24 protein-coding genes are annotated in these 25,826 nt (G+C 71.3%); 12 read left to right on the top strand and 12 right to left on the bottom strand.

Annotation, left to right across the window (positions count from 1 at the left end):
* Positions 1 to 310 precede the first annotated feature (310 nt).
* Together AB0G59_RS26240 and dapA are read left to right on the top strand one after the other, a co-directional pair.
* A complete protein-coding gene (locus AB0G59_RS26240; RefSeq protein WP_360916404.1) occupies positions 311 to 2,152 on the top strand; it encodes an endonuclease/exonuclease/phosphatase family protein in 1,842 nt (613 codons plus the stop codon).
* A 100-nt stretch (positions 2,153 to 2,252) separates the two neighbouring features.
* Complete coding sequence (gene dapA, locus AB0G59_RS26235; protein ID WP_360916295.1) at positions 2,253 to 3,158, top strand: 4-hydroxy-tetrahydrodipicolinate synthase; 906 nt, start codon at positions 2,253 to 2,255, stop codon at positions 3,156 to 3,158.
* Positions 3,159 to 3,233: 75 nt separating this feature from the next.
* Here dapA and dapD read toward each other — a convergent pair whose 3' ends face one another.
* Positions 3,234 to 4,229: a 2,3,4,5-tetrahydropyridine-2,6-dicarboxylate N-succinyltransferase gene (gene dapD, locus AB0G59_RS26230; protein ID WP_360916292.1), complete on the bottom strand. Its 996-nt coding sequence runs from the start codon at positions 4,227 to 4,229 to the stop codon at positions 3,234 to 3,236.
* A gap of 276 nt (positions 4,230 to 4,505) precedes the next feature.
* Between dapD and AB0G59_RS26225 the strand changes: the two genes are divergently transcribed.
* Together AB0G59_RS26225 and AB0G59_RS26220 are read left to right on the top strand one after the other, a co-directional pair.
* Positions 4,506 to 5,747: a S8 family peptidase gene (locus AB0G59_RS26225; RefSeq protein ID WP_360916289.1), complete on the top strand. Its 1,242-nt coding sequence runs from the start codon at positions 4,506 to 4,508 to the stop codon at positions 5,745 to 5,747.
* A gap of 6 nt (positions 5,748 to 5,753) precedes the next feature.
* Positions 5,754 to 6,767: an agmatine deiminase family protein gene (locus tag AB0G59_RS26220; RefSeq protein ID WP_360916286.1), complete on the top strand. Its 1,014-nt coding sequence runs from the start codon at positions 5,754 to 5,756 to the stop codon at positions 6,765 to 6,767.
* Positions 6,768 to 6,819: 52 nt separating this feature from the next.
* Here the strand turns inward: AB0G59_RS26220 and AB0G59_RS26215 are convergent, their stop codons facing one another.
* From AB0G59_RS26215 to AB0G59_RS26180, 8 genes are read right to left on the bottom strand one after another with little or no spacing between them, the layout of a single operon-like run.
* Entirely contained in the window at positions 6,820 to 7,161 is a 342-nt protein-coding gene (locus tag AB0G59_RS26215; protein ID WP_071965084.1) for a metal-sulfur cluster assembly factor, read from the bottom strand.
* The gene (gene sufU / locus AB0G59_RS26210; protein WP_360916283.1) at positions 7,158 to 7,631 is read right to left on the bottom strand and encodes a Fe-S cluster assembly sulfur transfer protein SufU; all 474 of its coding nucleotides are present in this window, start codon (positions 7,629 to 7,631) and stop codon (positions 7,158 to 7,160) included. Before sufU ends, AB0G59_RS26215 begins: the two co-directional genes overlap by 4 nt.
* A gap of 18 nt (positions 7,632 to 7,649) precedes the next feature.
* Positions 7,650 to 8,903 carry a cysteine desulfurase gene (locus tag AB0G59_RS26205; RefSeq protein WP_360916401.1) on the bottom strand — a complete coding sequence of 418 codons (1,254 nt, stop codon included), beginning with the start codon at positions 8,901 to 8,903 and terminating at the stop codon, positions 7,650 to 7,652.
* 2 nt (positions 8,904 to 8,905) lie between these two features.
* Complete coding sequence (gene sufC, locus AB0G59_RS26200) at positions 8,906 to 9,673, bottom strand: Fe-S cluster assembly ATPase SufC (RefSeq protein WP_071964235.1); 768 nt, start codon at positions 9,671 to 9,673, stop codon at positions 8,906 to 8,908.
* A gap of 7 nt (positions 9,674 to 9,680) precedes the next feature.
* Positions 9,681 to 10,007, bottom strand: coding sequence for a non-heme iron oxygenase ferredoxin subunit (locus tag AB0G59_RS26195; protein ID WP_071964234.1), 327 nt, complete (start codon positions 10,005 to 10,007; stop codon positions 9,681 to 9,683).
* The gene (gene sufD / locus AB0G59_RS26190) at positions 10,004 to 11,185 is read right to left on the bottom strand and encodes a Fe-S cluster assembly protein SufD (protein ID WP_360916278.1); all 1,182 of its coding nucleotides are present in this window, start codon (positions 11,183 to 11,185) and stop codon (positions 10,004 to 10,006) included. Before sufD ends, AB0G59_RS26195 begins: the two co-directional genes overlap by 4 nt.
* A gap of 60 nt (positions 11,186 to 11,245) precedes the next feature.
* Complete coding sequence (gene sufB, locus AB0G59_RS26185) at positions 11,246 to 12,667, bottom strand: Fe-S cluster assembly protein SufB (protein WP_360916275.1); 1,422 nt, start codon at positions 12,665 to 12,667, stop codon at positions 11,246 to 11,248.
* Positions 12,664 to 13,398, bottom strand: coding sequence for an ArsR family transcriptional regulator (locus AB0G59_RS26180; RefSeq protein WP_360916272.1), 735 nt, complete (start codon positions 13,396 to 13,398; stop codon positions 12,664 to 12,666). Before AB0G59_RS26180 ends, sufB begins: the two co-directional genes overlap by 4 nt.
* A 169-nt stretch (positions 13,399 to 13,567) precedes the next feature.
* Between AB0G59_RS26180 and AB0G59_RS26175 the strand changes: the two genes are divergently transcribed.
* From AB0G59_RS26175 to AB0G59_RS26165, 3 genes are all read left to right on the top strand, one after another.
* Positions 13,568 to 14,494, top strand: a complete 927-nt coding sequence (locus AB0G59_RS26175; RefSeq protein WP_360916269.1) for an ABC transporter ATP-binding protein — start codon at positions 13,568 to 13,570, stop codon at positions 14,492 to 14,494.
* Positions 14,491 to 15,261: an ABC transporter permease gene (locus AB0G59_RS26170; protein WP_360916266.1), complete on the top strand. Its 771-nt coding sequence runs from the start codon at positions 14,491 to 14,493 to the stop codon at positions 15,259 to 15,261. The genes AB0G59_RS26175 and AB0G59_RS26170 overlap by 4 nt, the downstream gene beginning before the upstream one ends.
* A 65-nt stretch (positions 15,262 to 15,326) precedes the next feature.
* A complete protein-coding gene (locus tag AB0G59_RS26165; protein WP_360916263.1) occupies positions 15,327 to 16,319 on the top strand; it encodes a COX15/CtaA family protein in 993 nt (330 codons plus the stop codon).
* On the opposite strand, the gene AB0G59_RS26160 is transcribed toward AB0G59_RS26165, so the two are convergent.
* The 3 genes from AB0G59_RS26160 to AB0G59_RS26150 all read right to left on the bottom strand — a co-directional run bounded on the left by AB0G59_RS26160 (position 16,292) and on the right by AB0G59_RS26150 (position 18,790).
* Positions 16,292 to 17,338 (bottom strand): amidohydrolase, encoded by a 1,047-nt coding sequence (locus tag AB0G59_RS26160; protein ID WP_360916398.1) that lies wholly within the window; start codon positions 17,336 to 17,338, stop codon positions 16,292 to 16,294. The genes AB0G59_RS26165 and AB0G59_RS26160 overlap by 28 nt on opposite strands.
* A gap of 88 nt (positions 17,339 to 17,426) precedes the next feature.
* Positions 17,427 to 17,750: a hypothetical protein gene (locus tag AB0G59_RS26155; RefSeq protein WP_071964227.1), complete on the bottom strand. Its 324-nt coding sequence runs from the start codon at positions 17,748 to 17,750 to the stop codon at positions 17,427 to 17,429.
* 92 nt (positions 17,751 to 17,842) lie between these two features.
* Entirely contained in the window at positions 17,843 to 18,790 is a 948-nt protein-coding gene (locus AB0G59_RS26150) for a heme o synthase (RefSeq protein WP_071964236.1), read from the bottom strand.
* Positions 18,791 to 19,165: 375 nt separating this feature from the next.
* Between AB0G59_RS26150 and tkt the strand changes: the two genes are divergently transcribed.
* The 5 genes from tkt to pgl are packed head-to-tail and all read left to right on the top strand — an operon-like array spanning position 19,166 to position 25,759.
* Positions 19,166 to 21,247: a transketolase gene (gene tkt, locus AB0G59_RS26145; RefSeq protein WP_360916259.1), complete on the top strand. Its 2,082-nt coding sequence runs from the start codon at positions 19,166 to 19,168 to the stop codon at positions 21,245 to 21,247.
* Between the two features lie 37 nt (positions 21,248 to 21,284).
* A complete protein-coding gene (gene tal, locus AB0G59_RS26140; RefSeq protein WP_071965954.1) occupies positions 21,285 to 22,400 on the top strand; it encodes a transaldolase in 1,116 nt (371 codons plus the stop codon).
* A 1-nt stretch (position 22,401) separates the two neighbouring features.
* A complete protein-coding gene (gene zwf, locus AB0G59_RS26135) occupies positions 22,402 to 23,925 on the top strand; it encodes a glucose-6-phosphate dehydrogenase (protein WP_360916254.1) in 1,524 nt (507 codons plus the stop codon).
* Complete coding sequence (opcA, locus tag AB0G59_RS26130) at positions 23,922 to 24,983, top strand: glucose-6-phosphate dehydrogenase assembly protein OpcA (RefSeq protein ID WP_360916251.1); 1,062 nt, start codon at positions 23,922 to 23,924, stop codon at positions 24,981 to 24,983. Before zwf ends, opcA begins: the two co-directional genes overlap by 4 nt.
* On the top strand, positions 24,980 to 25,759 hold the full coding sequence (pgl, locus tag AB0G59_RS26125) for a 6-phosphogluconolactonase (RefSeq protein WP_360916248.1): 780 nt from the start codon (positions 24,980 to 24,982) through the stop codon (positions 25,757 to 25,759). Before opcA ends, pgl begins: the two co-directional genes overlap by 4 nt.
* Positions 25,760 to 25,826: the final 67 nt, after the last annotated feature.

The following is a 25,826-nucleotide window of genomic DNA, read 5'->3' as shown; positions in this document are numbered from 1 at the left end:
TCTCCTCGGGGTGACGGCCGCGCCGTTGGTTCAGGGCGCGCAGAGGAGCAAGCCTAGGCCGTAGGCAGCGCGGTTCTTCCCCCAACCCGCCCCTTCCCGCGACCGGGGCTCCGCCCCGGACCCCTGTCCTCGAGCGGCCGAAGCAACGGCAAGACCAACCCCACACCGCACAACCCTTGACAACAACCCCATCAGCACACGAAATTGACGCGCGTAGATTGCGTGCCGCATTCGTGACGGCGTGTAATCACCCGGCACCACGTGATCAACCCTCGATCGACCCCCCTCACTCCACCCGGAGGCCTTTGTGCTGCCCACCTGCCGCCCCTCGCGTCACCGCACCGCGACCGTCGGCACCCTCATAGCCGGCGCGCTCGCGGCCGGGCTGCTCGTCCCCGCCCAGTCCGCGAGCGCGACCGACGGGGCCGGCGTCCGCGTCCACGACATCCAGGGCACCACCCGCATCTCCCCGTTCGCGGGCCGGCAGGTGACGGACGTTCCCGGCATCGTCACGGCCGTCAAGAACTTCGGCTCGGCGCGCGGCTTCTGGATCCAGGACACCGCCCCCGACAAGGACGACGCCACCAGCGAGGCCGTGTTCGTCTTCACCGGCAAGGACGCCCCGGCCGTCGCCGTCGGCGACGACGTGCGCGTCTCCGCCACCGTCACCGAGTACTACCCGGGCGGCGAGCCGGCCGGCCTGCAGTCGGTCACCCAGCTCACCAAGCCCACCGTCACCGTCAAGTCCTCCGGCAACGCGCTCCCCGCCGCCGTCCGGCTCCGCCCGTCGACCGTCCCGGCCGCGTACGCGCCCGACGCGCACGGCGGCTCCATCGAGAAGCTCCCGCTCAAGCCGGGCCGCTACGCCCTGGACCGCTACGAGTCCCTGGAGGGCATGCGGGTGGAGGTCCGCGACGCCCCCGTCGTCGGCGCCACCAGCGAGCACAAGGACCTGTGGGTCACCACCGACCCCCGCCACAACCGCACCCAGCGCGGCGGCACCGTCTACGGCTCCTACGCCGACCCCAACGCCGGCCGGGTCAAGGTCGTCTCGCTGCTGCCCTACGCGCAGCACCCCTTCCCCGTCGCGAACGTCGGCGACGAGCTGACCGGCACCACCGCGGGCCCGCTGGACTACGACAACTTCGGCGGCTACACCCTCCAGGCCACCGAGCTGGGCACGCTCAAGGACCGCAAGCTGCAGCGCGAGACCACGCGCAAGCAGAAGAGCGACGAGCTGGCGGTCGCCACGTACAACGTCGAGAACCTCTCCCCCAAGACGCCGCAGGCGAAGTTCGACCGCCTGGCGGCCGCGCTGGTGACCAACCTCGCCTCGCCCGACGTCGTCGCCCTGGAAGAGGTGCAGGACGACAACGGCACGACGAACGACGGCGTCGTGGACGCCGGGCAGACGCTGAAGAAGCTCACCGACGCCATCGTGGCGGCGGGCGGGCCGGCCTACGCGTGGCGCCAGATCAACCCGGTCGACGGCAAGGACGGCGGCCAGCCGGGCGGCAACATCCGCACCGTCTTCCTCTTCAACCCCGCCCGCGTCTCGTTCAAGGACGTTCCGGGGGGCGATGCCACCACGCCGGTGAAGGTCTCCCGCGAGGGCGGCAAGGCCGCTCTGTCCGCCTCCCCGGGCCGCATCGACCCGGCGAACCCCGCGTGGACGAACAGCCGCAAGCCGCTGGCGGGCCAGTTCTCCTTCCGGGGCCGGGACGTCTTCGTCGTCGTCAACCACTTCAACTCCAAGGGCGGCGACCAGGGCGTCGACAGCCGCTTCCAGCCGCCCGCCCGCACCTCGGAGACCCAGCGCCTCCAGCAGGCGCAGTCCGTCAACGCCTTCGTCAAGCAGCTGCTGGCCGCCGACAAGCGCGCGAACGTGATCGTCGCCGGCGATCTGAACGACTACCAGTTCTCCCCCGCCCTCAAGGCGCTCACCGCCGGCGGCGTCCTGACCGACCAGGTGGACCGGCTCCCGAAGAAGGAGCGCTACGGCTACGTCTACCAGGGCAACTCGCAGGTCCTGGACCACATCCTGACCAGCCGCCACCTCGGGCGGGTCGACTACGACATCGTCCACGTCAACGCGGAGTTCGCCGACCAGGCGAGCGACCACGACCCGCAGGTGCTCCGCTGGAAGCCGTAGCAGCACTTAGCGGAACCAGGCAGAACATTTAAATAGACCTGTACGGTCGAAGGGGCCCAGAATCCGGGAAGGCACCGACTGCAACCCGGAGAGTGACGCCATGCCGCCCACCAGCCCCTTCGGCCGTACCGTCTGCGCGATGGTCACCCCGTTCACCCCGGACGGGGCCCTCGACCTCGACGGCGCGCAGCGCCTCGCCGACCGCCTCGTGGGCGAGGGCGGCTGCGACGGGCTCGTCCTCAACGGCACCACCGGCGAGTCGCCGACCACGAGCGACGCGGAGAAGAGCGCGCTGATCGAGGCCGTCGCCGAGGCGGTCGGCGACCGCGCCCGGATCACGGCCGGCGTCGGCTCGGCGGACACCCGGCACACCGTGGAGCTGGCCCGGGCCGCGGAACGGGCCGGGGCACAGGGGGTGCTGGTCGTCACCCCGTACTACAGCAGGCCGCCGCAGGAGGACGTCGCCGCCCACTTCCGCACGGTGGCCGACGCGATCGGCGTCCCCGTGATGCTCTACGACATCCCCGGCCGCACCGGCACCCGCATCGAGCCGGACACCATGCTGGCTCTGGCCGAGCACCCGCGCATCGCCGGCGTCAAGGACTGCGCGTACGACCTGCTCGGCAGCGCGAAGGTGATCGCGGCGACCGGCCTGGCCTACTACTCCGGCTGCGAGGAGCTGAACCTCCCGCTACGGGCGGTGGGCGCCGTCGGCTACGTCAGCACGGTGGCCAACGTCGCGGGCCCGGCGATCGCCGCCGCCCTGGACGCCTACGACCGCGGCGCGAACGCCGAGGCGACGCGCCACCACCAGCGGACGCTGCCGCTGGTCGAACTGATGATGTCCGCCGGCCTGCCCGGCACGGTCACGGCCAAGGCCCTCCTGAACGCCCTGAACCTCCCGTCCGGCCCGGTCCGCGCTCCCTTGCGCGCGGCGACCCAGGACCGGACGAAGGCCCTGCTGGAGGCGTACGAGAGCGCAATATCCAGCCCGTCCGGCGTTTGAGGACCGGGGTCCGGGGCGGAGCCCCGGTTTCGGGAAGGGGCGGGACCGGGGAGAAAAAATCCCGCCCCACCCACATCAGTTGTGGCTGTGCAGCACCTCGTTCAGCCCGCCCCAGCTGCTCTTGTACGGCCGGGCCTCCACCGCACCGGTCGTGGAGTTCCGGCGGAAGAGGATGTTGCTGGACCCCGACAGGGTCAGCGCCTTGACGACCTCACCGTCCGGCAGCGTCACACGCGTACCGGCGGTGACGTACAGACCCGCCTCGACGACGCACTCGTCACCGAGCGCGATGCCGATACCGGCCTCCGCACCCAGCAGGCAGCGCTCGCCGATGGAGATGATCTGCTTGCCGCCGCCGGAGAGGGTGCCCATCGTGGAGGCGCCGCCGCCGATGTCGGTGCCGTCGCCGACGACGACGCCCGCGCTGATGCGGCCCTCGACCATGGACGTGCCGAGCGTGCCGGCGTTGAAGTTGACGAAGCCCTCGTGCATGACGGTGGTGCCGGAGCCGAGGTGCGCGCCGAGGCGGACGCGGTCGGCGTCGGCGATGCGGACGCCGGACGGGGCGACGTAGTCGGTCATGCGCGGGAACTTGTCGATGCTGGTCACCTGCAGGTGCAGGCCCTCGGCCCGGGCATTGAGGCGCGCGGTCTCGACCTGGTCGACGGCGACGGGGCCGAGCGAGGTCCAGGCGACGTTGGCGAGCAGGCCGAAGATGCCGTCCAGGTTCTGGCCGTGCGGCTTGACCAGGCGGTGCGAGAGCAGGTGCAGGCGCAGGTAGGCGTCGTGCGCGTCGCCCGGCTTGTCGTCGAGCGAGGCGATGACCGTGCGGACGGCGACGACCTCGACGCCCCGGCGCGGGTCCGGGCCGAGGGCCTTGAGGGCGCCCTCGCCCAGCAGCTCGGCGGCGCGCTCGGCGGAGAGCCGCTCGGTGCCGGCCTGGCCGGGCTCGGCGACCAGCTCGGGGGCGGGGAACCAGGTGTCGAGGACGGTGCCGTCCCCGGCGATCGTGGCGAGACCGGCGGCGACGGCGCCGGTGGTGGTACGGGTGGTGGCAACAGCATCGGTCATGTCCGAAAACCTAACCGGACGGGCCCGCCGAAGGCGAACCGGCGTCCGGCCGCACCCGGCCGGGGCCCCGCCCACCTCGTGGGAGCCCGTCCGGGGCGTGCCTCACGCGAGTGGCCCAGCGTCGCCAGCCGGTCGGCCCAGTCCGGATCGCGAGCGCCAGCAAAGTCGACATATCCATAGGGGGACGGCTCCGGGAGCCCGCTCCCGCTTCCGGGGCCGGTCGTCTTCACCTGGCTCCCGCTCTCCGCCCCGCACGCGCCACCGAACGGAACCCGCATGAGTCTGCCCCGACGCTGTCTGCCCGCAGCGGCCCTGCTCCTTCTGGCCCTTCCCCTGGCCAACGCCCCGGCGGCCTCGGCCGGCCCGGGCGGGGAGGACTCGCGGCGGCCCGCCCCACTGCGGCCGACGGCCGGTGAGCGCGTGCCCGACCACTACATCGTCACGCTGCGCACGGGGTTCAGTCCGCGCACCCTGACCAGGCGGCTGGGGGTGACCCCGGACTACATCTACACCCACGCCCTCACCGGCTTCGCCGCCAGGCTGAGCGCCGAGCAGCTGGAGGCCGTGCGCAGCGCCCCCGACGTCGCGGCCGTGGAACAGGACGCGGTCCTCGTCCAGGCCGACACACCGGACGGCCCCGCCGCCCCGGTCCGCCCCGGCGCCCCCGGTGCCCGTCCCCGCGTGGGGACCGACGCCTACGGGCTGGACCGCATCGACCAGCGCAGCCTGCCCCTGGACAGCCAGTTCAACGCCGGCGCCACCGGCGAGGGCGCCACCGTCTACGTCATGGACACCGGCATCGACTACACCCACCCCGACTTCGGCGGCCGCGCGAGGAACGGCACCGACCTCGTGACCGCCGGGGGCAACGGCGCCGACTGTCCCTCCGGGAGCGGGCACGGCACGCATGTGGCGGGCACGGTCGGCGGTGCGGCGTACGGCGTGGCCCGCAAGGCGGCCCTGGTCAGCGTGCGGGTGCTGGACTGCGTGGGCAGGACGACGACCGCCAAGTTCATCGCGGGCTTCGACTACGTGGCCAGGACGGCGGGCCCCGGTTCGGTGCTCAACGCCTCGATCAGCGGCCCCTTCTCACAGGCGATCAACACCGCCGCCGGCAGCGTCGCGGGCAAGGGCGTGCCGCCCGTCGTCGCGGCCGGGAACGAGAACGAGAACGCCTGCGACCACTCCCCCGCCGGCGCGCTCGCGGCGTTCGCGGTCGGGGCGACCAATCAGCTGGACCAGATGACCGACTTCAGCAACTACGGCCCGTGCGCCCGCATTCTCGCGCCCGGCGCGGACATCGTCTCCGACCGGAACGGCGGCGGCACCTCCACGAAGAGCGGCACGTCCCAGGCCGCCCCCCACGTGGCGGGCGTCGCGGCGCTCTACAAGGCCGGGAACCCGACGGCCTCGTCGACGACGGTCGTCAACTGGCTCATCGAGCAGTCCACCAAGAACGTGGCCAGGGACATCAAGCCGGGCACCCCCAACCGGCTGCTGTACACCGGCGGCCTGTGACCGGCGATGAACCACTTTCCGTCCGAGTCGCTGCCGCACGCGCGGACCTTCCTGGGCTGGCCGCCCGCCGACTCCGGCTGGGGGCGGCACGTGGCCGAGGTGCGCGCGGACGTCGCCGCGATCGCCCTCACGATCGCCGCGTACGAACCCGTCGTGCTGCTCGCGGGGCCAAACGACGCGGCGGAGGCCGCCACGGCGTGCGGGGGTGCCGTCGAGGTCGTGCCGGTGCCGGTGGACGATGTGTGGCTGCGGGACACGGGGCCGGTGTTCGTCACCGCGCCCGACGGCACCGTCCACGGGATCGACTTCCGCTTCAACGGCTGGGGCGGCAAGCAGGAGCACGGCCGCGACGGCCGGGTCGCCCGGCGCGTGCTGGAGCGGTTCGGCATCCCGCGCGTCGAGGCCCCCTTCGTCGCCGAGGGCGGCTCCCTGGAGACCGACGGCGCGGGCACCCTCCTGGTCACCGAGTCCTCCCTGGTCAACGACAACCGCAACCCGGGCCGCACCCGGGACGACATCGAACGGGAGCTGACCGCCCTGCTCGGCGTCCGCAAGGTGATCTGGGTCGAGGGCGTGCGCGGCGCGGACATCACGGACTGCCACATCGACTCCCTGGCCCGCTTCGTGGGCCCCGCCGAGGTCCTCCTCAGCCGCCCGCCGCGCTCGCCGCGGCCCGATGTGTGGACGCGGGTGTACGAGCGGGCCCGGGCCGCGCTGGAGGCGGCCACCGACGCGGAGGGCCGTGTCCTGGAGATCATCGACCTGCCGGAGCCGGACCCCGCCGAGCTCGGCGACCGCGGCCCCGACTTCCTCGGCAGCTACGTCAACTACTACGTCACCGGAGGGCCCGGCGGTGCCGTCGTCGTGCCCCGCTTCGGCGACCGGGGCGCCGACGAGGAGGCGGCGGCCCTGCTGGGCGCCCTGCACCCGGGGCGCGAGGTACGGACCGTGGAGATCCACGCCCTCGCCGAGGGCGGTGGCGGCATCCACTGCGCCACAACGCATCAGCCCGCCTCCTGACCGGGTCAGGAAGCGGGCCGATGCGGTGCGCGGGAGGCGCGGAGCCGTGCGCTCAGACGTTGAAGCCCAGCGCGCGCAGCTGCTCGCGGCCCTCGTCCGTGATCTTGTCCGGGCCCCACGGCGGCATCCAGACCCAGTTGATCCGGAGCTCGTTGACGATGCCCTCCGTGCAGGACTTCGCCTGGTCCTCGATGACGTCGGTCAGCGGGCAGGCCGCGGACGTCAGCGTCATGTCGAGGGTGGCGATGTTGGCGTCGTCGATGTGGATGCCGTAGATCAGGCCGAGGTTGACGACATCGATGCCCAGCTCGGGGTCGACCACGTCGTAGAGGGCCTCGCGGACCTCCTCCTCCGTGGCCGGCTTGGTGGTGGCCACCTCTGCATTGTCGCTCATGCGGTCTTCCTTGCTGTGTCTTCGCGGTCCCCGCCCATCGCCTGGGCGGTCGCGTCCTTCCACGCCATCCAGCTCAGCAGAGCACACTTCACCCGCGCCGGGTACTTGGAGACGCCGGCGAACGCGACCGCGTCCTCCAGCACCTCCTCCATCGCGTCGTCCGGCTCGAGCTTGCCCTTGGACTGCATCAGCTCCAGGAAGGTCTCCTGGATCCGGCGGGCCTCGGCGAGGTCCTTGCCGACCAGCAGCTCGTTGAGCACCGAGGCGCTCGCCTGGCTGATGGAGCAGCCCTGGCCCTCGTAGGAGACGTCTTCGATCGTCTCACCGGCCAGCCGCACCCGCAGCGTGATCTCGTCGCCGCAGGTGGGGTTGACGTGATGCACCTCGGCGTCGCCGTCCCGCAAGCCCCGCCCGTGCGGATTCTTGTAGTGGTCCAGGATGACGTCCTGGTACATCGAATCAAGCTTCACAGTCAGCAGCCCTCGCCGTCAGCCGAAAAAGTTCCGTACGTGCTCCAGACCCTCGACCAGGGCGTCGACCTCGCCGGGGGTGGAGTACAGATAGAACGACGCTCGCGTGGTCGCGGGAATTCCGTAGCGCAGGCACACGGGGCGGGCGCAGTGGTGGCCGACCCGGACCGCGATGCCCTGCTCGTCGAGGACCTGGCCCACGTCGTGCGGGTGGATGTCACCGAGCGTGAAGGAGACGGCGGCGCCGCGGTCCTCGGCCGTGGTGGGGCCGATGATGCGCAGGTCCGGGACCTCCTGGAGCCTGCGGATCGCGTACTCGGTGATCGCGTGCTCGTGCCGGGCGATGTTCTCCATGCCGATCGAGGTGAGGTAGTCCACCGCGGCGCCGAGGCCGACGGCCTGGGCGATCGGGGGCGTACCGGCCTCGAACTTGTGCGGCGCGGGAGCGTACGTCGAGGAGTGCATCGAGACGGTCTCGATCATCTCGCCGCCGCCGAGGAACGGCGGGAGGTCCTCCAGCAGCTCCTGGCGGCCCCACAGGACGCCGATGCCGTCCGGGCCGCACATCTTGTGGCCGGTGAAGGCCACGAAGTCGGCCTGCAGGGCCTGGACGTCCAGCGGCATGTGCGGGGCGGCCTGCGAGGCGTCGATGACGACCAGGGCGCCGACCTCCTGCGCCCGGCGGACGATCGCCTCGACCGGGTTGACGGTGCCCAGGATGTTGGAGACCAGCACGAAGGAGACGACCTTGGTCTTCTCGGTGATGATCTCTTCGATGTTGGACAGGTCGAGCCGGCCGTCGTCGGTGAGGCCGAACCACTTCAGCTTCGCGCCCGAGCGCTGCGCGAGCAGCTGCCACGGCACGATGTTGGAGTGGTGCTCCATCTCCGTGATGACGATCTCGGTCTCGTGGTCCACGCGGTAGGGCTCGTCGGCCCAGGCCAGCATGTTGGCCACGAGGTTGAGCGACTCGGAGGCGTTCTTGGTGAAGATCACCTCGTCGCGGCTGGGGGCGTTGACGAAGGCGGCGACCTTGTCGCGGGCGCCCTCGTAGAGCGCCGTGGCCTCCTCGGCGAGCACATGCACGCCGCGGTGGACATTGGCGTTGTGCCGCTCGTAGTGCTCGTTGAGCACGTCGAGCACCTGGCGCGGCTTCTGGGAGGTCGCGGCGTTGTCCAGGTAGACGAGCTTCTTCCCGTCGTGGACCACGCGGTCCAGGATCGGGAAGTCCTTGCGGATCGCGTCGGTGTCGAGGAGGCCCGGCAGCAGTATGGTCACGCCGTTACGCCGCCCTTCGTGCTGTATGCCTCGTAGCCCTCGTTCTCGAGCTTGTCGGCGAGCTCGGCGCCGCCGGACTCGACGATGCGGCCGGCCGAGAAGACGTGGACGAAGTCCGGCTTGATGTAGCGCAGGATGCGCGTGTAGTGGGTGATCAGCAGGGTGCCGACCTCGCCGGTCTCACGGACGCGGTTGACGCCCTCGGAGACCTGGCGCAGCGCGTCGACGTCCAGGCCGGAGTCGGTCTCGTCGAGGATCGCGATCTTCGGCTTGAGCAGCTCGAGCTGGAGGATCTCGTGGCGCTTCTTCTCGCCGCCGGAGAAGCCCTCGTTGACGTTGCGCTCGGCGAAGGCGGGGTCCATCTGGAGGCGCTCCATGGCGGACTTGACCTCCTTCACCCAGGTGCGCAGCTTGGGGGCCTCGCCGCGGATGGCGGTGGCGGAGGTGCGCAGGAAGTTGGAGACCGAGACACCCGGGACCTCGACCGGGTACTGCATGGCCAGGAAGACGCCGGCGCGGGCGCGCTCGTCGACGGACATCTCCAGGACGTCCTCGCCGTCGAGGGTGACGGTGCCGCCGGTGATCGTGTACTTGGGGTGACCGGCCAGCGAGTAGGCCAGGGTGGACTTGCCGGAGCCGTTGGGGCCCATGATGGCGTGGGTCTCGCCCTGCTTCACGGTCAGGTCGACGCCCTTGAGGATCTGCCGGGGGCCGTTCTCGGCCTCGACGGAGACGTGCAGGTCGTGGATCTCAAGCGTTGCCATGGGGAACTCAGGACTCCTGGGTGATGGAGACGAGCACGTCGTCCCCTTCGATCTTGACGGGGTATACGGGGACGGGACGCGTGGCGGGCAGGCCGTCGGGCTTGCCGGTGCGCAGGTCGAAGCTGGAGCCGTGCAGCCAGCACTCGATGTGGCAGTCCTCCACCTCGCCCTCGGAGAGCGAGACGTTGGCGTGCGAGCAGATGTCGTTGATCGCGAACACCTCGCCCTCGGTGCGGACGAGGGAGACGGGGGTGCCGTCGATCTCGACCCGCTTGGGGGTGTCCTCTTCCAGCTCGCTCAGCGTGGCTGCGCGTACGTAGACGGTCTCGCTCATGCCAGGGACGCCTCCAGCTCGGCCTCGATCTTGGCGATGAGGCGCTCCTCCAGGTCGGGGATGCCGATCTGCTGCACGAGCTCGGCGAAGAAGCCGCGCACGACCAGCCGGCGGGCCTCGTCGGCCGTGATGCCGCGGGCCATCAGGTAGAAGAGCTGCTCGTCGTCGAAGCGGCCGGTCGCCGAGGCGTGGCCGGCGCCGACGATCTCACCGGTCTCGATCTCCAGGTTGGGGACCGAGTCGACGCGGGCGCCGTCGGTGAGGACGAGGTTGCGGTTGAGCTCGTAGGTGTCGGTGCCCTCGGCGGCGGCGCGGATGAGTACGTCGCCGATCCACACGGCGTGGGCGTCCTGGCCCTGCAGCGCGCCCTTGTAGACGACGTTGCTGCGGCAGTGCGGGGTGTCGTGGTCGACGAGGAGGCGGTGCTCCTGGTGCTGGCCGTTGTCGGTGAAGTACAGGCCGTAGAGCTCGGCCTCGCCGCCGGGGCCGGCGTAGACGACCCGCGGGTGGAGGCGGACCAGGTCGCCGCCCAGGGTGACGATCACGGACTTGAAGGTGGCGTCGCGGCCGACCAGGGCGGTGTGCTGGGCGGCGTGCACCGCGGTGTCGTCCCAGTCCTGGACGGAGACGACGGTGAGCTTGGCGCCGTCGCCGATGAGGTACTCGACGTTGGCGGCCAGCGTGGCGTCACCGGTGTGGTCGATGACGACGACGGCCTCGGAGAAGGCGCCGATCTCGATGACCTGGTGGCCGAAGGCCACTCCGCCCTCGCCGTGCACGGCGACCCGGACGGGCTCGGTGAGCACCGTCTCCTTGGGGATCGAGACGACCGAGGCCTTCTCGAAGGAGGTGAACGCCTGGGCGGCGACCCGGTCGACGGGCTTGCCGGCCTTGCCGAGACGGGCGTCGTCGCGGCCGACGGTCTCCACGGTCACGCCCTCGGGGGCGGTCACCTCGACCTTGACGCCGGCGCCATCAGCGACGGCGGTGCCGTCGTGCAGGCCGCGGAGGCGCGTCAGCGGGGTGAACCGCCACTCCTCCTCGCGGCCGTTCGGCACGGGGAAGTCCGCGACGTCGTACGAGGCGGGGGCGCTGACCCGCGCGTCGATGGGCTGCTTGGGCCCGCCCACCTGGATGGCGCCGTCGGTCGTGCTGCCGGCGGGAGTGTTGTCAGCCATGGCTGTCGTCGTGCTCTCTTCCTGTCACAAAGGGTTCGCTGCGATGTCCGGGGGGCGGGGTCAGCCGACCGAGCCTTCCATCTGCAGCTCGATCAGCCGGTTGAGCTCCAGCGCGTACTCCATCGGCAGCTCGCGGGCGATCGGCTCGACGAAGCCGCGGACGATCATGGCCATGGCCTCGTCCTCGGACAGACCGCGGCTCATCAGGTAGAAGAGCTGGTCGTCGCTGACCTTGGAGACGGTCGCCTCGTGGCCCATGGAGACGTCGTCCTCGCGGACGTCGACGTAGGGGTAGGTGTCCGACCGGGAGATGGTGTCCACCAGCAGGGCGTCGCAGAGCACGTTCGACTTGGAGCCGTGGGCGCCCTCGCCGATCTCGATGAGGCCGCGGTAGGAGGTACGGCCGCCGCCTCGCGCCACCGACTTGGAGACGATGTTGGAGGAGGTGTTCGGCGCCATGTGGACCATCTTGGCGCCGGCGTCCTGGTGCTGGCCCTCGCCGGAGAAGGCGATGGACAGGGTCTCGCCCTTGGCGTGCTCGCCCATCAGGTAGACGGCCGGGTACTTCATCGTCACCTTGGAGCCGATGTTGCCGTCGACCCACTCCATGGTCGCGCCCTCGTAGGCCACGGCCCGCTTGGTGACCAGGTTGTAGACGTTGTTCGACCAGTTCTGGATCGTCGTGTAGCGGCAGCGGCCGCCCTTCTTGACGATGATCTCCACGACGGCGCTGTGCAGCGAGTCGGAGGAGTAGATCGGGGCGGTGCAGCCCTCGACGTAGTGGACGTAGGCGTCCTCGTCGACGATGATCAGCGTCCGCTCGAACTGGCCCATGTTCTCCGTGTTGATGCGGAAGTAGGCCTGCAACGGGATGTCGACGTGGACACCCTTGGGGACGTAGATGAAGGAGCCGCCGGACCACACGGCGGAGTTCAGCGAGGCGAACTTGTTGTCGCCGACCGGGATCACCGTGCCGAAGTACTCCTGGAAGAGCTCGGGGTGCTCCTTCAGGGCGGTGTCGGTGTCCAGGAAGATGACGCCCTGCTCCTCCAGGTCCTCGCGGATCTGGTGGTAGACGACCTCGGACTCGTACTGGGCGGCGACACCGGCGACCAGGCGCTGCTTCTCGGCCTCGGGGATGCCCAGCTTGTCGTAGGTGTTCTTGATGTCCTCCGGCAGGTCCTCCCAGGAAGCGGCCTGCTTCTCGGTGGAGCGCACGAAGTACTTGATGTTGTCGAAGTCGATGCCGGAGAGGTCGGAGCCCCAGGTCGGCATGGGCTTCTTGTCGAAGAGCTTCAGGCCCTTGAGGCGGAGCTTCAGCATCCACTCAGGCTCGGACTTCTTGGCCGAGATGTCGCGGACGACCTCCTCGGAGAGGCCGCGCTTGGCCGCGGCACCGGCCTCGTCGGAGTCGGCCCAGCCGTATTCGTACGTGCCCAGGCCCTCGAGCTCAGGGTGGGCAGTCTCCGTGGGGAGAGTCATGCGGGGTTCCTCCCGGCCGTGCTGGTGGATGCGGTGGTGGTCTTTTTGGGGATGTACGTCGTGCACACACCGTCACCGTGGGCGATGGTGGCGAGACGCTGCACATGTGTCCCGAGCAGGCGGGAGAAGACCTCGGTCTCCGCCTCGCACAGCTGCGGGAACTGCTCGGCGACATGGGCGACCGGGCAGTGGTGCTGGCAAAGCTGTTCGCCGACCGGCGCGCTACGCGCCGTAGCAGCGTACCCGTCCGCGGTCAATGCCCGGGCGAGAGCCTCCGTGCGGTCCTCGGGGGCGACGACCTCGAGGGCTGCGCGATAGGCCTCGGCCTGTGCGGCCATACGGGCGCGGGCGAAGGCCGCGACCGCCGCCTCGCCCATCTCGCCGCCGCCCGCGGACTGGGCGATCCAGCGCAGGGCGTCTCCGGCGAGCTGGTCGTAGGCCTGGTCGAAGGCGTCCCGGCCGCAGTCGGTCAGGGCGAATACCTTGGCGGGGCGGCCACGGGAGCGGGCACCGTAGACGCGCTTCTCGCGGGGCTCGACCACGCCCTCGGACACCAGGGTGTCGAGGTGGCGGCGGACGGCCGCCTGGGTGAGCTCGAGGCGCACGGCCAGCTCGGCCGCGGTGGACGGACCGTGATCGAGGATCGACCGGGCGACGCGGTTGCGGGTGCCTGACTGCTCGTCGTGGGCAGTGGGTATGCGGGGGCCCTGCCCGGCGGCCGGCTCGGCCACGGGTCCCTGTGGAGCTTCGCCCGCGTATTTCACAACACCATTGTTGCGTAATTGCCGGAGGCGCGACAAGCTCGTCCGGATCACGGAACGGTGGCTTTGATCACTTAGGGTCACCTAACCCCGACCCCGGCGGCCCTGACCGGCCCGCGGGCTTCGTACACTTCCGGGCATGCATGCAGAGCCCGCGGTCGCAGTCCACGGCCTGGTCAAACGGTACGGGGCGAAGGCCGCGGTCGACGGCCTCGACCTGAGCGTCGCGACCGGCGGCGTGACGGCCGTCCTGGGCCCCAACGGGGCCGGCAAGACCACCACCATCGAGACCTGCGAGGGCTACCGCCGCCCCGACGCCGGCACCGTCCGCGTGCTGGGGCTCGACCCCGTCGCCGACTCCGCGGCCCTGCGCCCGCGCATCGGCGTGATGCTGCAGAGCGGCGGCATCTACGCCGGCGCCCGCGCGGAGGAGATGCTCCGCCACACCGCGTCACTGCACGCACACCCCCTGGAGGTCGACGCGCTGATCGAGCGGCTCGGCCTGGGCGACTGCGGCCGCACGGCCTACCGGCGGCTGTCCGGCGGGCAGCAGCAGCGGCTCTCGCTGGCCATGGCCGTCGTCGGCCGCCCCGAGCTGGTCTTCCTCGACGAGCCGACCGCGGGCCTGGACCCGCAGGCCCGGCACGCCACCTGGAACCTGGTGCGCGAGCTGCGCGCGGACGGCGTGACGACCGTGCTGACCACGCACTACATGGACGAGGCCGAACAGCTGGCCGACGACGTCGCCATCATCGACGGCGGCAAGGTCGTCGCCCAGGGCAGCCCCGAGGAGCTGTGCCGCGGCGGCGCCGAGAACAGCCTGCGCTTCCACGGCCGGCCCGGCCTGGACCTGGCCTCCCTTCTCAAGGCCCTGCCCGCCGACTCCGCCGCCGTGGAGCCGGCCCCCGGCTCCTATCGCGTCAGCGGCACGGTCGACCCGCAGCTGCTCGCGACGGTGACGTCGTGGTGCGCCCAGCACGGAGTCATGCCCGACCGCATAACGGTCGAGCGCCACACCCTCGAGGACGTCTTCCTGGAGCTCACCGGCAAGGAGCTGCGCGCATGACCGCCACCGGTACCTTCGCGCCGAAGCCCGGCGCCGCCCCCCTCGGCCGGATGATCCGGGCCCAGGCCGCGCTGGAGACGCGGATGCTGCTGCGCAACGGCGAGCAGCTGCTGCTGACCGTCGTCATCCCCACCCTCCTGCTGACGCTCTTCAGCACCGTCGACATCGTCGACACGGGTGAGGACAAGGCCGTGGACTTCCTGACCCCCGGCGTGCTGGCGCTGGCGGTGATGTCGACGGCGTTCACCGGGCAGGCCATCGCCACCGGCTTCGAGCGCCGCTACGGCGTGCTCAAGCGGCTGGGCGCCTCCCCCCTGCCGCGCTGGGGCCTGATGACGGCCAAGACCTGCTCCGTGCTGGTCACCGAGATCCTGCAGATCGCGCTGCTGACCGTGATCGCCTTCGCGCTCGGCTGGTCGCCGCACGGCAACCCGCTGGCCGTACTCCTGCTGCTCGTCCTCGGCACGGCCGCGTTCTCCGGGCTGGGGCTGCTGATGGCCGGCACCCTCCGGGCGGAGGCGACGCTGGCCGCGGCCAACCTCGTCTTCCTGCTCCTGCTCGTCGGCGGCGGCGTCATCGTGCCGCTGGAGAAGTTCCCCGGCGCCGTCCAGTCGGCGCTGGCGCTGCTGCCCATCTCGGCGCTCTCCGACGGCCTGCGGGACGTCCTGCGCGACGGCGCGGCCATGCCGTGGGCCGACCTCGGCATCCTGGCCGCGTGGGCCGCGCTGGGGCTGGGCGCGGCGGCCCGGTTCTTCCGCTGGGAATAGGGCGCGCCGGGGACCTGCCGCCCCCTCGTGAATCCATGCACAAGCCCACCCGTACGATGACTCCCGTGCCGAAAACGCTGAATCCCCTCCAGATGGTCGCCGACCGCTGGCAGCCCTCCGCCCGCTTCGTCCGGGGCGCCACACTGGCCTGCGTCGTCATGGCCGTGATCATCGTCGTGACCGGTGGCGCGGTCCGGCTCACCCAGTCCGGGCTCGGCTGTCCCACGTGGCCGACGTGCACGGAGGACAGCCTGACGCCCACGCCGGCCATGGGCATCAACGGCATCATCGAGTTCACCAACCGCATGCTCACCTACGTGCTGTGCGCGGTCGTGGGCGTGGCGATCGTCGCGGCGCGCGCGTCCCTGCCGCGCCGCCGCTCCCTCACCCGGCTGGGCTGGGCGCAGTTCTGGCTGATCGCGAGCAACGGCATCATCGGGGGCATCACGGTCCTGACGGGACTCAACCCCTACATCGTCGCGTCGCACTTCCTGGCGGCGACCGCGCTGCTGACGGTGGCCGTGGTGATGTGGCGGCGCTCGCACGAGGGCGACGAGGAGCCGCGCGATCTGGTGGCCCGTCCGGTGCGTCAGCTGACCGGGGTCCTGGTCGTCGCGACGGCTCTGCTGATCATCGCGGGCACGGTCGTGACCGGTTCGGGCAAGCACGCGGGCGACGCGTCCAAGGACATCCACCGCATCCCGCTGGACTGGCACCAGATCACGCAGCTGCACGTCGACTTCGTCTTCGTCGTCGTCGGTCTCACCGTGGCCCTGTGGTTCGTGCTGCGGGCCGTCGACGCGCCCGAGGCGCCCAGGCGCCGGGTGGTCGAGCTGTTCGCCGTCCTGATGCTCCAGGGCGTCGTCGGCTTCGTGCAGTACTTCAACGACTCGCCCGAGGTCATCGTCGGCACCCACATGTTCGGCTCCTGCCTGGTGTGGATCGCGGTGCTGCGGGTCTTCCTCTCGCTGCGCGAGCGCGGCGAGCCGGTGGAGCTGCCCGCCCCCTCCGGCGAGCACGAGGCCGCCGCTCAGCCCGCGACGGCGTCCAGCCGGTAGACCCTCCGGGCGGTGCCGGCGGCCACCAGCGAGGCGATCCGCCCCGCCTCGGCCGCCCGGCACCAGCCGTCGGCGACCCAGTCGCCCATCAGCCGCTCCATGGCCCGTACGAAGAGCCGGGCGGCCACCACGTACAGCTCCGCCAGGCCCCGTGCGCCCGTGGAGAACAGCAGCTTGCCGAACGGCGCCTCGCGCAGGGTCTCCTCGGGCCGGGTCCCGACGTCCGCGTAGACGTGCGGGAAGGCGGCGGCCAGCTGGGCCGCCTGCCGCCGGTGCCAGGGGTCCGGCAGCAGCACCAGGTCCGCGCCGCGGCTCGCGGTGGCCCGCAGGAATCCGGTGAGCCGCTGCGGGTCCGGGCAGTGCAGCTGCAGGGGCAGGCCCGTGGCGACCGCGCTCCACAGCAGGTGCCGGCCGAGGACCGCGTCCGTGGGCGCCTCGCCCCGGCGGCGGGTGCGCAGCCAGCGCCCGGCGGCCTCGCGCACCTGTGCGGCCGCGGGCGGGGCGCCCTCGCAGAAGGCGACGCCGGAGGCGAAGGCCGTGGCGGTGCGGGCGGCCGTGTAGAGGACCTCGGCGGTACAGGCGAGGAAGGCGTCCGCGCTGCCGCATCCGTCCGCCACGTGGGCGGCGAGCGGTTCGAGTCGTACGACCTCGTGGGCGCGGCCGTCGGCGGCGCGGGCCAGTTCGGCGGGCGAGGTGAGGTCGCCGGGCGCCCCGGCCGCCAGCAGGAACGTGCCGATGCCGGCGCCGCGCAGCAGCAGGTGCCCGGCACGGTAGGCGCCCAGTTCGCGGCGCCTGGCCAGATAGCGGACGGGCTCGCAGTGCGGTTCGAGGCCCAGCAGGGGCGGGCACCAGCGGCGCACGGCGAGGCCGGCGCGGCTGTCGAAGAAGGTGGTGCCGGGCGGCGCGGGCCCGGTGGACCCGGCGGCCTCGGCCAGGTGCGTCTCGAAGGCGCCGATCCCCAGGTCCCCGTGGACGGCTCCGTGGCTGTACTGGTCGACGAGCGGCGGTATGCCCTCCATCAAGCCGTCCATGCGCCCCTCCCTCACCGGTCCCCACCGTGCGGCGCCGTGGCGCCGCTCCCGGTGGTTCTAACGGGCGAGGGGGCCGTCAGTTATCGGCGGAAGGATTGGCGGGGCCGCCGATCTGGATGCCGGCCATGCGGGACCACTCGTACGGGCCCGTGCGGACCTTGGCGGCCATCTCGCCGTCGAAGTCGTCCTGGAGGGTGATCCCGGCCAGCTCGGTGGCCTGGCGGGCGGTCTCGAAGTCGCGGGCCACGAGGTTGCCCCACTCGCCGTTGGCGCCGACGAGGGCGATGCGGGTGGTTCCCCGCCCTATGTGGGCGAGCTGGCCTTCGGCGCTGCCGCCGTGGCTCCTGGCGAAGGCGGTGATCTGCTTGGCCAGCTTCGCTGCCTGCTTGTTGTCTGCCATGGCCAGGATGCTACCGACGGGTAGCCGAAACGGCGATGGGCGGCGCGGGTGGCTTTGACCACCCGCGCCGCCCGATCGGCAGCCTGTTGACGTCAGCGCAGGAAGGGGTCGATCGCGACAGCGGTGAACAGCAGCGACACGTACGTGATCGACCAGTGGAACAGGCGCATCTCCTTGAGCTTCGCGCCCGTGATGCCCGCCTTGGCGCGCGCCTGCAGCGCGTGCGCCTCCTTCAGCCACAACCCGCCGCATACGACGGCGACGAGCGTGTAGAACCAGCCGGTGTAGCCCAGCGGCGTCAGCAGCAGCGACACGCCGACCATCACCCAGCTGTAGAGGACGATCTGCTTGGCCACGGCCTTGTTGCCCGCGACGACCGGCAGCATGGGCACGCCCACGCGCTCGTAGTCGTCCTTCACCTTCATCGACAGCGGCCAGTAGTGCGGCGGCGTCCAGAAGAAGATGACGAGGAAGAGGATCACGGAGGCCCAGGAGACCTCGTTCTTGACCGCCGACCAGCCGATGATGACCGGCAGGCAGCCGGCGATCCCGCCCCAGACGATGTTCTGGGCCGTACGCCGCTTGAGGATCATCGTGTAGACGACGGTGTAGAACAGGGACGCGCCCAGCGACAGCATCGCCGACAGGGGGTTGACCAGATACCAGAACCACACGGTCGACCCGACGGTCAGCGCGGCGGCGAAGACCAGGCACTCGCGGGGCGAGACCATGCCCGTCACCAGTGGACGCTGCGACGTACGGTCCATCATCGCGTCGATGTCGCGGTCGTAGTACATGTTGAACGCGCCGGCGCCACCGGCGGAGAGGTAACCGCCGATGCAGGTGGCCAGCACGAGCCACAGGTCGGGCACACCCTCGGCCGCCAGGAACATCACCGGCACCGTCGTCATCAGCAGCAGCTCGATGACACGCGGCTTCGTGAGTGCCACGAACGCCTTGACACGGGCCCCGAGCGGCCGGTGACCCGGGACCGGGCTCTCGGTGAGCACCCCCGCAGGACGGGATTCGACGGCCGTCACGCACACCCCTGACAGAGATAAGGCCAGCAAGCGCGTCCGGGCGGGAATCCCGGGTAAAGGCTTGCGCGTACCACGCCACTCTAGACGCAGGGGTCAGCCCGGCCTCCGCCGGGGTGGGGTCGTGTTGAGGCCCCGGCGCCGCCGGATCGTACGGCGCGTAACCCGACAGAACGGTCGCGTTCGAGAGGCGGGCGGGCCGTGCGCCCGGCAGGCTGGAGTCATGGCCGCCGCGCGCACTCAAATGAGAGGCAAGGAGCCCGACTGTACGTCGAAAAAATGCGCGTCCCAGCGGGGGTAGGCTCGACGGCGCCGCGTCGTGGCGGGCAATACCGCCCCCGGCAGATTGAACATGTGGAGAGGAGCCCTGATCCGAGGGTGAGCACCAAGCCGACCACCACAGACCTCGAATGGACCGAACTGGACCAGCGGGCCGTCGATACCGCCCGCGTCCTGGCCATGGACTCCGTGCAGAAGGTCGGCAACGGCCATCCGGGCACGGCCATGAGCCTGGCGCCCGCGGCCTACATGCTGTTCCAGAAGCTGATGCGGCACGACCCCAGTGACGCCGACTGGACCGGCCGCGACCGTTTCGTCCTCTCCCCCGGTCACACCAGCCTGACCCTCTACGTCCAGCTCTTCATGGCCGGCTACGGCCTGGAGCTCGCGGACCTGAAGGCCTTCCGCACCTGGGACAGCAAGACCCCCGGTCACCCGGAGCACGGCCACACCCGCGGCGTGGAGACCACCACCGGCCCGCTGGGCCAGGGCATCGCCAACGCCGTGGGCATGGCGATGGCCGCCCGCTACGAGCGCGGCCTGTTCGACCCGGAGGCCCCGAAGGGCGAGTCGCCCTTCGACCACACCATCTGGGCGATCGTCTCCGACGGCGACCTGGAGGAGGGCATCTCCGCCGAGGCGTCCTCGCTGGCCGGCCACCAGAAGCTCGGCAACATCGTCGCGCTCTACGACGACAACCACATCTCGATCGAGGGCGACACCGAGACCGCCTTCTCCGAGGACGTCCTCAAGCGCTACGAGGCCTACGGCTGGCACGTCCAGCGCATCGAGCAGGCCGCCAACGGCGACTTCGACGTCAAGGCCCTGTACGCGGCGTTCAAGGCCGCGCAGGCCGAGACCGAGCGCCCCTCGATCATCGCGGCCCGCACGATCATCGCCTGGCCGGCCCCGAACGCCCAGAACACCGAGGCCTCGCACGGCTCGGCGCTCGGCGACGCCGAGGTCGCGGCGACCAAGAAGGTCATGGGCTTCGACCCCGAGCAGACCTTCCAGGTCGAGGACGAGGTCTTCGCGCACGTCCGCCAGGTCGTCGACCGCGGCGCCGAGGCGCACGCCGCCTGGGACAAGCGGATCCAGCAGTGGCGCCAGGCCAACCCCGAGCGCGCCGCCGACTTCGACCGCATCAACGCGGGCGAGCTGCCCGACGGCTGGGAGAAGGCCGTTCCGGTCTTCCCGGCCGGCAAGGACGTCGCGACCCGCAAGGCGTCCGGCGAGGTCCTCAAGGCGCTGGGCGGCGTGATCCCCGAGCTGTGGGGCGGCTCCGCCGACCTCGCCGGCTCGAACAACACCACCATCGACGCGTCGTCCTCCTTCCTCCCGGAGGGCAACCCGCTGCCGGAGGCGAACCCGTACGGCCGTACGGTCCACTTCGGCATCCGCGAGCACGCCATGGGTTCGACCATGAACGGCATCGCGCTGCACGGCAACACCCGCATCTACGGCGGCACCTTCCTGGTGTTCTCCGACTACATGCGCCCGGCCGTGCGTCTGGCCGCGCTGATGAAGCTGCCGGTCACCTACGTGTGGACGCACGACTCCATCGGCCTGGGCGAGGACGGCCCGACCCACCAGCCGGTCGAGCACATGGCCGCGCTGCGGGCCATCCCGGGCCTGAACATGGTCCGCCCGGCCGACGCCAACGAGACGGCGATCGCCTGGCGCGAGATCACCAAGCGTCACACCACCCACCCGGCGCCGCACGGTCTGGCCCTCACCCGCCAGAACGTCCCGACGTACGAGGCCAACGAGGGCGTGGCCAAGGGCGGCTACGTCCTGTTCGAGGCCGAGGGCGGCCGCCCGCAGGTGATCCTGATCGCCACGGGCTCCGAGGTGCAGCTGGCCGTCGAGGCCCGCACCGCGCTCCAGTCCGAGGGCATCCCGACCCGCGTGGTCTCGATGCCGTCCGTCGAGTGGTTCGAGGAGCAGGACCAGGCCTACCGCGACGGCGTGCTGCTGCCGGACGTCAAGGCCCGCGTGGCCGTCGAGGCCGGCATCGGCCTGACCTGGCACCGCTACGTCGGCGAGGCCGGCCGCATCGTCTCGCTCGAGCACTTCGGCGCCTCCGCCGACTACAAGGTGCTCTACCGCGAGTTCGGCCTGACCTCGGAGGCCGTCGTCGAGGCCGCCCGCGAGTCGATCGCCGACGTCAACCGCCGCTGACGACGCCCGTATACAACCAGTAGGAGATGCAAACCCCATGACAGACGCACTCAAGCGCCTCTCCGACGAAGGCGTCGCGATCTGGCTGGACGACCTGTCCCGCAAGCGCATCACGTCGGGCAACCTGGCCGAGCTCATCGACCAGAGCCACGTCGTGGGCGTCACGACCAACCCGTCGATCTTCCAGAAGGCCATCTCCAGCGGTGACGGCTACGAGCAGCAGCTCGCCGACCTCGCCGTGCGCAAGGTGACCGTGGACGAGGCCATCCGCATGATCACGACGGCGGACGTCCGCGACGCCGCCGACATCCTGCGCCCGGTCTTCGACGCGACCGACGGCCAGGACGGCCGGGTCTCCATCGAGGTCGACCCGCGCCTGGCGCACGAGACCGCCGCCACCGTCGCCGAGGCCAAGCAGCTGGCCTGGCTGGTGGACCGCCCCAACACCCTGATCAAGATCCCGGCGACCAAGGCGGGCCTGCCGGCCATCGCCGAGGTCATCGGCAAGGGCATCAGCGTCAACGTCACGCTGATCTTCTCCCTCGAGCGCTACCGCGCGGTCATGGACGCCTACCTGACCGGTCTGGAGACGGCCAAGGCCGCGGGTCTGGACCTGTCCCTGATCCACTCGGTCGCGTCCTTCTTCGTGTCCCGCGTGGACACCGAGATCGACAAGCGCCTGGACGCGCTGGGCACCGACGAGGCCAAGGCGCTGCGCGGCAAGGCCGCCCTCGCCAACGCCCGTCTGGCCTACCAGGCCTACGAGGAGGTCTTCTCCTCGGACCGCTGGACCGCCCTGGAGAAGGCCGGCGCCAACAAGCAGCGTGCGCTGTGGGCCTCGACCGGCGTCAAGGACCCGGCCTACAAGGACACCCTGTACGTGGACGACCTGGTCGCCCCCAACACGGTGAACACCATGCCGGAGGCCACCCTGGAGGCCACCGCCGACCACGGGCAGATCACCGGTGACACGGTGCGCGGCACGTACGAGCAGGCCAAGGCCGAGCTCGACGCGCTGGCGAAGCTGGGCATCTCGTACGACGACGTCGTCCAGCTCCTCGAGGACGAGGGCGTCGACAAGTTCGAGCAGTCGTGGAACGACCTTCTGAAGTCCACCGAGGCGGAGCTCAAGCGCCTCGCCCCGGAGGCGTGAATTGAGCAGCAGCAATCCGCTGCGTGACGCTCTGGACCGACGGCTCCCGCGTATCGCGGGGCCGTCGGGCCTGGTCATCTTTGGCGTCACGGGCGATTTGTCCCGCAAAAAGCTGATGCCCGCCGTGTATGACCTGGCCAACCGTGGCCTTCTGCCGCCGGGCTTCTCCCTGATCGGCTTCGCCCGCCGCTCCTGGCACGACGAGGACTTCGCCCACGAGGTGTACACCGCGGTCAAGCAGAACGCGCGCACCCCGTTCCGCGAGGAGGTCTGGCAGCAGCTGGTGCAGGGCTGCCGCTTCGTCGAGGGCGACTTCGACGACGACGAGGCCTTCGACACCCTCAAGAAGACCATGGAGGAGCTGGACAAGGCGCAGGGCACGGGCGGCAACTTCGCCTTCTACCTGTCCGTGCCGCCGAAGTTCTTCCCCACGGTGGTCCAGCAGCTCAAGAAGCACGGCCTGGCCGAGCAGAAGGAGAACTCCTGGCGGCGCGCCGTCATCGAGAAGCCCTTCGGCCACGACCTGAAGAGCGCCCAGGAGCTGAACCGGATCGTCCACGAGGTCTTCCCGGCCGAGGCGGTCTTCCGGATCGACCACTACCTGGGCAAGGAGACGGTCCAGAACATCCTGGCGCTGCGCTTCGCCAACACCCTCTTCGAGCCGATCTGGAACCGGTCCTACGTCGACCACGTGCAGATCACCATGGCCGAGGACATCGGCATCGGCGGCCGCGCCGGCTACTACGACGGCATCGGCGCCGCCCGTGACGTCATCCAGAACCACCTGCTGCAGCTGCTGGCGCTGACCGCCATGGAGGAGCCCGCCTCCTTCGACGCGGACGCGCTGGTCGCGGAGAAGACCAAGGTGCTGGGCGCCGTGCGGCTGCCCAAGGACCTCGGCAAGGACACCGTGCGCGGCCAGTACGCGAACGGCTGGCAGGGCGGCGAGCAGGTCGTCGGCTACCTCGAGGAAGAGGGCATCGACCCCCGCTCGAAGACCGACACCTACGCCGCGATCAAGCTCGAGATCGACAACCGCCGCTGGGCGGGCGTCCCCTTCTACCTGCGCACCGGCAAGCGTCTGGGCCGTCGCGTCACGGAGATCGCGGTCGTCTTCCAGCGCGCCCCGCACTCGCCCTTCGACCACACCGCCACCGAGGAGCTGGGGCAGAACGCCCTGGTCATCCGGGTGCAGCCGGACGAGGGCGTCACCATGCGGTTCGGTTCGAAGGTGCCGGGCACCTCGATGGAGGTCCGCGACGTCTCGATGGACTTCGCCTACGGCGAGTCGTTCACCGAGTCCAGCCCGGAGGCGTACGAGCGGCTCATCCTCGATGTGCTGCTCGGCGACGCCAACCTCTTCCCGCGCCTGCGGGAGGTCGAGCTCTCCTGGGAGATCCTCGACCCGATCGAGGAGTACTGGGACGCGCACGGCAAGCCCGCCCAGTACGCGGCCGGCACCTGGGGCCCGGTCGAGGCGGACGAGATGCTCGCACGAGAGGGACGGAGCTGGCGTCGGCCATGAAAATGGATCTCACGGACACCACGGCCAGCAAGATCAACAATGCTCTGGTCCAGGGCCGCCGGGCCATCGGCACCCCTGCCATCGGCATGGTGCTGACCCTGGTCATCGTCACCGACGAGGAGCACGCGTACGACGCGCTCAAGGCGGCCAACGAGGCCTCCCGCGAGCACCCCTCGCGCAAGCTCGTCGTCATCAAGCGCGTCAGCCGCTCGCCGCGCGACCGCGCCCAGGCCCGCCTGGACGCCGAGGTACGGGTGGGCACGTCGGCCGGCACCGGCGAGACGGTGGTGCTGCGGCTGTACGGCGAGGTCATAGACCACGCCCAGTCGGTGGTGCTGCCGTTGCTGCTGCCGGACGCCCCCGTGGTCGTGTGGTGGCCGGTGGCCTCCCCGATCGACCCGGAGAAGGACCCGCTCGGCGCGCTCGGCCAGCGCCGGGTCACCGACACCTACGCCGCCGAGGACCCCGTCACGGAGCTGGCGGCCCGCGCCTCCAGCTACTCCCCCGGCGACACCGACCTGGCCTGGGCCCGGATCACGCCGTGGCGCTCGATGCTCGCGGCCGCCCTGGACCAGCAGCCGGGCATCGAGGTCACCTCGGCCGAGGTCGAGGGCGAGGCCTACAACCCCAGCGCCGAGCTGCTGGCCATGTGGCTCGCCGACCGCCTCGGGGTGACCGCCCGGCGGACCGTCTCCGAGGGCCCCGGCCTGACGGCCGTCCGCCTGGAGACCACCTCCGGCGTCATCACCCTGGACCGCCCGGACGGCTCCCTGGCCACGCTCTCCATGCGCGGCCAGCCGGACCGCGCCGTGGCGCTCAAGCGGCGGGACACCGCGGAGCTCCTCGCCGAGGAGCTGCGCCGACTGGACCCGGACGACATCTACGAGTCCGCGCTGAAGTACGGCGTGGAGCGGCTCGGCGACCCGGTGCCGGCCGCCCCGGCGGCGGCCGGCGGTCCGGCCCCGGAGGCCGCGGAGGCTCCCGAGGCCGCCCCGGCCGCCGAGGACAAGCCCGCCCCGGCGAAGAAGGCCTCCGGCAAGAAGGCGGCGTCCAAGTGAGCACGCCTCAGATCGTCGTCCACCGGGACAAGGAGCTGATGGCCCAGGCCGCGGCCGCCCGGCTGATCACGAAGATCGTGGACGCCCAGGCCGCCCGCGGCTCGGCGTCCGTCGTCCTCACCGGCGGGCGCAACGGCAACGGGCTGCTCGCGGCCCTCGCCGCGGCGCCCGCCCGGGACGCGGTCGACTGGTCGCGTCTGGACCTGTGGTGGGGCGACGAGCGGTTCCTGGCGGACGGCGACCCCGAGCGCAACGCCACACAGGCGCGCGAGGCCCTGCTCGACGCGGTGGACCTGGACCCGGCGCGGGTCCACTACATGCCCGCCGCGGACGGCACGTACGACGACGCCGACGCGGCGGCGGAGGCGTACGCGGCCGAACTGGCCGCGGCCGCCCGGCCCGAGGACCACGGCCCGGTCCCGTCCTTCGACGTCCTCCTGCTGGGCGTCGGCCCGGACACGCACGTCGCCTCGCTCTTCCCGGAGCTCCCGGGCGTCCGCGAGACCGAGCGCACGGTCGTCGGCGTCCACGGCGCCCCGAAGCCGCCGCCGACCAGGGTCTCGCTGACCCTGCCGGCGATCCGCGCGGCCCGGGAGGTCTGGCTGCTGGCGGCGGGCGAGGACAAGGCCAACGCCGTGGCCATGGCCCTGTCCGGCGCCGGCGAGATCCAGGCCCCTGCGGCGGGCGCCTATGGCTCACGCCGCACGCTGTGGCTGCTGGACCAGTCCGCGGCCGCCCAGCTGCCGCGCGATCTGTACCCGCCGGCGTCACCCTGACGGCGGGGGCTCCGCCCCCGAACCCCCGGTCCTCAAACGCCGGACGGGCTGCATGTGCAGCCCGTCC

It is taken from the genome of Streptomyces sp. NPDC021096 (assembly GCF_040641275.1).
Taxonomy (GTDB): Bacteria; Actinomycetota; Actinomycetes; order Streptomycetales; family Streptomycetaceae; genus Streptomyces.
Note: the sequence above shows the minus strand (reverse complement) of the source record. Positions and strands in the feature narration are given on the sequence as shown.

Excerpts from the sequence above, each read along its gene's own strand:
- AB0G59_RS26155 (WP_071964227.1), bottom strand. The coding sequence starts at position 17,750 with ATGGCAGACAACAAGCAGGCAGCGAAGCTGGCCAAGCAGATCACCGCC.
- AB0G59_RS26225 (WP_360916289.1), top strand. The coding sequence starts at position 4,506 with ATGAGTCTGCCCCGACGCTGTCTGCCCGCAGCGGCCCTGCTCCTTCTG.
- AB0G59_RS26170 (WP_360916266.1), top strand. The coding sequence starts at position 14,491 with ATGACCGCCACCGGTACCTTCGCGCCGAAGCCCGGCGCCGCCCCCCTC.
- AB0G59_RS26215 (WP_071965084.1), bottom strand. The coding sequence starts at position 7,161 with ATGAGCGACAATGCAGAGGTGGCCACCACCAAGCCGGCCACGGAGGAG.
- tal (WP_071965954.1), top strand. The coding sequence starts at position 21,285 with ATGACAGACGCACTCAAGCGCCTCTCCGACGAAGGCGTCGCGATCTGG.
- AB0G59_RS26175 (WP_360916269.1), top strand. The coding sequence starts at position 13,568 with ATGCATGCAGAGCCCGCGGTCGCAGTCCACGGCCTGGTCAAACGGTAC.
- dapD (WP_360916292.1), bottom strand. The coding sequence starts at position 4,229 with ATGACCGATGCTGTTGCCACCACCCGTACCACCACCGGCGCCGTCGCC.
- sufC (WP_071964235.1), bottom strand. The coding sequence starts at position 9,673 with ATGGCAACGCTTGAGATCCACGACCTGCACGTCTCCGTCGAGGCCGAG.
- dapA (WP_360916295.1), top strand. The coding sequence starts at position 2,253 with ATGCCGCCCACCAGCCCCTTCGGCCGTACCGTCTGCGCGATGGTCACC.
- sufB (WP_360916275.1), bottom strand. The coding sequence starts at position 12,667 with ATGACTCTCCCCACGGAGACTGCCCACCCTGAGCTCGAGGGCCTGGGC.
- AB0G59_RS26195 (WP_071964234.1), bottom strand. The coding sequence starts at position 10,007 with ATGAGCGAGACCGTCTACGTACGCGCAGCCACGCTGAGCGAGCTGGAA.
- opcA (WP_360916251.1), top strand. The coding sequence starts at position 23,922 with ATGAAAATGGATCTCACGGACACCACGGCCAGCAAGATCAACAATGCT.
- AB0G59_RS26220 (WP_360916286.1), top strand. The coding sequence starts at position 5,754 with ATGAACCACTTTCCGTCCGAGTCGCTGCCGCACGCGCGGACCTTCCTG.
- AB0G59_RS26160 (WP_360916398.1), bottom strand. The coding sequence starts at position 17,338 with ATGGAGGGCATACCGCCGCTCGTCGACCAGTACAGCCACGGAGCCGTC.
- sufD (WP_360916278.1), bottom strand. The coding sequence starts at position 11,185 with ATGGCTGACAACACTCCCGCCGGCAGCACGACCGACGGCGCCATCCAG.